6 protein-coding genes are annotated in these 4,712 nt (G+C 61.9%); all 6 read left to right on the top strand.

Translation table 11 applies throughout. The features are described from left to right. Positions 1–19 precede the first annotated feature (19 nt). A complete protein-coding gene (locus CK944_RS21480; RefSeq protein ID WP_256388179.1) occupies positions 20–574 on the top strand; it encodes a tripartite tricarboxylate transporter substrate-binding protein in 555 nt (184 codons plus the stop codon). Positions 575–578: 4 nt separating this feature from the next. Continuing rightward, positions 579–1,037, top strand: a complete 459-nt coding sequence (locus tag CK944_RS21485) for a tripartite tricarboxylate transporter TctB family protein (protein ID WP_158248118.1) — start codon at positions 579–581, stop codon at positions 1,035–1,037. Beyond that, positions 1,037–2,548, top strand: coding sequence for a tripartite tricarboxylate transporter permease (locus CK944_RS21490; protein ID WP_103175090.1), 1,512 nt, complete (start codon positions 1,037–1,039; stop codon positions 2,546–2,548). Before CK944_RS21485 ends, CK944_RS21490 begins: the two co-directional genes overlap by 1 nt. Positions 2,549–2,598: 50 nt before the next feature. Then, positions 2,599–3,066, top strand: coding sequence for a 2,4'-dihydroxyacetophenone dioxygenase family protein (locus CK944_RS21495; RefSeq protein WP_229665473.1), 468 nt, complete (start codon positions 2,599–2,601; stop codon positions 3,064–3,066). A gap of 37 nt (positions 3,067–3,103) precedes the next feature. After that, the gene (locus CK944_RS21500; protein ID WP_239986208.1) at positions 3,104–3,793 is read left to right on the top strand and encodes an SDR family NAD(P)-dependent oxidoreductase; all 690 of its coding nucleotides are present in this window, start codon (positions 3,104–3,106) and stop codon (positions 3,791–3,793) included. 49 nt (positions 3,794–3,842) lie between these two features. Further along, positions 3,843–4,712, top strand: an 870-nt coding sequence (locus CK944_RS21505) for a zinc-binding dehydrogenase (protein ID WP_103175092.1), incomplete at its 3' end; no start/stop codon positions are given.

The raw sequence follows: 4,712 nt of genomic DNA on the forward strand, positions 1-4,712 counted from the left end.
GCCTGCCGCCCTTGAGGCGATCAAGTCCCAGCCAGCCGGCACCTACAAGACCTCCGGCATGGGCGCAGGTGCCGCCTATCACCTGGCCTTTGCGGGGCTTCTGAAGGCCAATGGCGTCGACCCCATGCTGGTGACCCATGTCCCGTCACAGGGTGCGGCACCTGGTTTCCAGGAACTGGCTTCAGGTGGCGTGCAGATCATTCCGTCCTCTCTGCCCGAGGGGCTCTCGATGATGCAGGCGGAGCGGTCGCGGCCCATCGCCGTGCTTGCCGAAGAACGTCTTGCGGCATTTCCGGATGTTCCTACCGCAACGGAAGCAACGGGCGTGGAATTCTCCGGTGGAACCTGGCGCGGCGTTGTTGGCCCCCAGGATCTTGAAGCGGAGGTTGCCGAAAAGCTTGCCGCAGCGGTTCAGGCCGTGGCCACCTCGGAAGAGTTCACGACCTTCATGAACGATAAAGGGTTCGGGGCTGCGGCCTACAATCCTGAAGAGTTCGAGGCCTTTCTTGCCAGCCAGCATACTTCGGTTGGTGAGATCATGAATGACCTGGGCCTGGCCCAGCGTCAGGAGTGATCCCATGCGCCTGCCGGACTTCTGGACGGGCTTGGCTTTCGCTGCATTCGGCTTGGCCATTGCCCTCATCGCTCGCGGGTTTCCCGTTCCGGCGGGCGCTGCATCCCCTCGCCTTTTTCCGACAATCATCGGGGCCGCGATGGCCCTGATGGGTGCGGCAATCGCACTTCGTGGCCTCCGGAGCGCGGCCGACTTCACCATGCCTGAATGGCTTGGAAAGCCGCGCCGGATGGCCTTGATGGCATATCTGCCCTTGGCGATCGTCGTCTTCGCTCTCACTGCGCCAACCTACGGGACGATTGCCGTCGCTGTTCCGATCATGATCGTTCACTGCATGATCTATGGTCTGAAGCCCTTGCCCGCAGTTGCCATGGGGCTGGTTGCGGGCACGGCCATTCCGCTTGCCTTCAGCGAGCTGCTGGGAATTCCCCTGCCCTACGGCCTGATCGAGGGATTGCTGTAATGGATGCCTTCATTGCCGGTCTCGATCTGGTGTTCCAGACCGAGGTCATCCTGACCATCGTCGTGTCTGCCCTCTTCGGACTGTTCGTTGGGATGATTCCGGGTCTCAGCGCGACAATGGCCGTGGCCCTTCTCGTGCCGGTCACCTTCACCATGAGCCCGGTCGCCGCACTCGCGACGATCATCACCTGCTCGGCCATGTCAATTTTTGCCGGAGACGTTCCCGGTGCCTTTCTACGCATTCCTGGAACGCCCTCTTCGGCTGCCTATACCAACGACATGAATGACCTGGTGAAGGCGGGTCGCGTCGGTGATGCCTTGGGCATGTCGGCTGTGGCCTCGGTCCTGGGCGGGATCATCGGGACTATCGCGCTGATCCTGTGCGCGCCCCTTCTTGCCGACTTTGCACTGAACTTCTCCAGCTTCGAATATTTCTGGCTTGCGCTGCTGGGCCTGTCCTGCGCGACCCTTGTCGCCGGCGATGATGCACTGAAAGGTGGCATCTCTTTGATGCTCGGCCTGTTCATGGCCGTGGTGGGGCTGGACTTCGTCACCGGCATCCAGCGCTACACCTTCGGCAACATGAACCTGCAAGGCGGCATTGGCTTCATCTCCGTGATGATCGGGGCTTTTGCCTTTGCGGAACTGATGCGCCGCGCGTCGGTGTTTACGGGCCAGCGTCTGGAGGTCCGCCTGGATGTCAGCGGCCGCCCCATGCCGGCGGCAAAGACCATCTGGCAGCAGCGCAAGTCGATTACCCGCGGTGGTGTCCTTGGCACCCTCATCGGGGTGTTGCCGGGAGCGGGGGCGGACATTGCTGCCTGGGTTGCCTATGCGGTCTCGAAGCGGTTCTCGAAGAACCCCGAACAGTTCGGGCGCGGCTCGGTCGAGGGTGTGGCGGGCGCATCGTCAGCCAATAACGCTGCCTTGTCGGGCTCCTATGTGCCGACACTGGTCTTCGGCATCCCAGGCGACTCGATTACGGCGATCGTGGTGGGCGTGCTGATCCTGAAGGGGATCCAGCCGGGACCGCTGGTGTTCTCGCAGTCGGCCGACATGGTCAACGCACTCTACATCATCTTCCTGATCTCGAACCTGCTGCTCGTCCCCTTCGCGATCCTCGCGATCTACATGGGTCGGTTCGCGATCTCGCTGCGTGACGAGGTGCTTTATCCCGTCATCATGCTGCTGTGCATGTTCGGGGCCTATGCTGTCTCAAACAACATCTTCGAGCTCTGGATCGTGCTCGCGACCGGCCTTCTGGTCTGGGTCATGAACGAGAACGACTATCCGACAGCTCCGCTTATTCTGGGCTTGGTCCTGGGTCAGGTGGTCGAGCAGAACTTCATGTCCTCGATCATCAAGGCGGACGGCAACATGATGATGTTTGTCAACCGACCGGTGGCCGCCGTCCTGGCAATCATCACGCTGATTGTCTGGTTCTTTCCACTCATCGGCGTTCTGCGCCGGCGTGCCGCTCGGGACCCGGCAACCGACACTCCCCTGTCCTGATACAGAAAGGAAACTGACGCATGTATGCCAATATGCAGGGCTCAACCCACATGCTTGCCCCGAAGGAGATCGCGCTGAAGGCGATCCCCGAGGACGAGCGTGTCTGGGTCCCCCAAGCCCCGAACGTCTTCTTCCGCCCGATGTTTCTCAACACCCTCAGCGGACAGTGGTGCAACCTGTTGAAGGTCACGCGCTCTGGCATCCTGTCCCGCCACCTTCATCCCGCGCCGGTCTTCGGCATGGTTCTCAAGGGAAAGTGGCACTACTTCGAACATGACTGGGTCGCCGAGGAAGGATCGTTCGTCTACGAGCCGCCGGGTGAGATCCACACCCTGAACGTGCCGGAAGACTGCGAGGAGATGATCACGTTCTTCAACATCTCGGGCTGCATGATCTATCTGGACAAGCAGAACAAGCAGATCGGCTACGAAGACGTCTTCACCAAGATCGACATGTGCCGCGCGCATTACGAGAAGGTGGGACTGGGGGCGGACTATGTCGATCAGTTCATCCGCTGATTGGGCCTCAGGCTGGTTGAAGGGTCGCAAGGTCCTTGTGACCGGTGGCACGGGGGGCATCGGCAGGGCCATTGCCGATGCCTTCTCCGAGGCAGGCGCCGACGTGGTTGCAACGGCAGCGACTGAGAAGGAGCTGCAAGCCGCGCGTGAAACCGCATCGGAGGTCGTCTTCAGGCTGCTGGACGTGCGTGACACCCAGGGCGTGCGCGACTTCGTCACCGGCTTTGACAGCCTCGACGTGGTGGTGAACTGCGCAGGCGTCATTCGCCGCGGCGAGGAACTGGACGCGGATGTCTTTGCGCAAGTGGTGGACATCAACCTGACCGGATCGATGCGCGTCTGCGAGGCGGCAGCGCCCCTTCTGGAGCAATCAGGTGGCTCGATCATCAACATCGCCTCGATGCTCAGCATCTTTGGCGGCGGGTTGGTGCCGGGATACTCGGCGTCCAAAGGCGGCATCGCCCAGCTGACGAAGTCGCTTGCCATCGCCTATGCGCCGCGCGGGATCAGGGTCAACGCCATCGCGCCTGGCTGGATCGCAACCCCGCTGACGCAGGCGCTGCAGGACGATCCGGCGCGGTCAGGCCCGATCCTCTCGCGCACGGCGATGGGACGGTGGGGCACCCCGCAGGACCTGCATGGTCTGGCGCTGTTCCTGGCCAGCCCCCATGCCGCCTTCATGACCGGGACCGTCATTCCGGTCGACGGCGGCTATTCCATCACCTGACAAGGGCCGGTCGCGCATTGCGGCCGGCTTGTCTCCGAAGGAGCTTTCGATGAAGGCCGTAGTTTATTGTGATCCCCTCTCCGTCGCAGTTCAGGACGTTCCCGCGCCTCAGGGTGACGGTGTGCTGCTGAACGTCGAGGCCTGTGGCATTTGCGGCACGGACCTGACCATCTTCAAGGGCGCGCATCCCCGCTCAAAACCACCCCTGATCCTCGGGCATGAGTTCGTGGCTCGCATCGCCGAAGATCGGGAGGGCTTTGCCAAAGGAGATCGCGTCGTTTGCTTCCCGCTGATATCATGCGGGACGTGCGAAACATGTCGCTCGGGACAGCCTCATATCTGCGAGGTCCTTCGCCTTTATGGCATTGACGAGCCAGGCGGCATGGCCGAACAGGTCAGGATACCGGCTGCCGACCTTATCCGGATCGGAGATCACATTCCTGCAGCAGTCGCTGCGCAGGCTGAGCCGCTTGCGGTATGTGTCCATGCCGCCCGACGCGCCCGCGTCAAACCTACTGATGCCGTCGCCATCATCGGAGCCGGACCGATCGGGACCACTCTCGCAGCATTTCTCAGGCAGGAGGGTGTCTCGTCGGTCAAGCTGTTTGATACAAACGCGACGAGGATTGACCGTCTGAAGGAAGGCGGGTTCGACGCGAAACTGGTGTCCCCCGCTGCCTACAGGCAGGCCCTTGCCGAAATCGGCAGAAGCGGGTTCGACGTGATCTTCGAATGCGCCGGCGCAGAACAGGCCGTCACCGATGCGGTGGAGCATGCGCGCGTTGGCGGGCGGGTCGCGATCGTATCAATCCACAAGGGCGCACTGCCTGTCGATCTACAGCGCATCGCCTTCCGGGAAATCGAGCTGATTGGCACGCGCGTTTATACCAGGGCTGATTTTGAGGATGCCGTAGCCATG

The sequence above is a fragment of the Paracoccus sp. SY genome (assembly GCF_002901215.1).
GTDB classification, from domain to species: domain Bacteria; phylum Pseudomonadota; class Alphaproteobacteria; order Rhodobacterales; family Rhodobacteraceae; genus Paracoccus; species Paracoccus acridae.

Excerpts from the sequence above, each read along its gene's own strand:
- CK944_RS21485 (WP_158248118.1), top strand. The coding sequence starts at position 579 with ATGCGCCTGCCGGACTTCTGGACGGGCTTGGCTTTCGCTGCATTCGGC.
- CK944_RS21490 (WP_103175090.1), top strand. The coding sequence starts at position 1,037 with ATGGATGCCTTCATTGCCGGTCTCGATCTGGTGTTCCAGACCGAGGTC.
- CK944_RS21495 (WP_229665473.1), top strand. The coding sequence starts at position 2,599 with ATGCTTGCCCCGAAGGAGATCGCGCTGAAGGCGATCCCCGAGGACGAG.